General features: G+C 48.9%; 1 pseudogene. It reads right to left on the bottom strand.

The window, feature by feature from the left end:
• Positions 1 to 458: pseudogene (locus BCT11_RS28280) on the bottom strand (GTP-binding protein); the annotation flags it as partial.

Genomic DNA, 458 nt, shown 5'->3' with positions numbered 1-458 from the left:
TCGTCGCCGTTTAGAGCGCCTAGAGCAGAACCTTGGATAACTGGTAGGTCATCACCTGGGAAATCGTACTCAGATAGAAGCTCACGAACTTCCATTTCTACTAGTTCTAGTAGCTCTTCATCGTCAACCATGTCACATTTGTTCATGAATACGATGATGTAAGGGATACCAACCTGACGGCCTAGTAGGATGTGCTCACGAGTTTGTGGCATTGGACCATCTGTCGCAGCAACAACTAGGATACCACCGTCCATCTGTGCAGCACCAGTGATCATGTTTTTAACGTAATCCGCGTGTCCTGGACAGTCTACGTGCGCGTAGTGACGAGTTGGAGTGTCGTACTCTACGTGAGAAGTAGCGATTGTGATACCGCGCTCACGCTCTTCTGGAGCGTTATCGATAGATGCGAAGTCACGAGCAGCACCGCCGTATACTTTAGCAAGTGTTGTACAGATAGC

This window comes from Vibrio sp. 10N.222.52.B12 (assembly GCF_002875385.1).
Classification (GTDB): domain Bacteria; phylum Pseudomonadota; class Gammaproteobacteria; order Enterobacterales; family Vibrionaceae; genus Vibrio; species Vibrio jasicida.
Note: the sequence above shows the minus strand (reverse complement) of the source record. Positions and strands in the feature narration are given on the sequence as shown.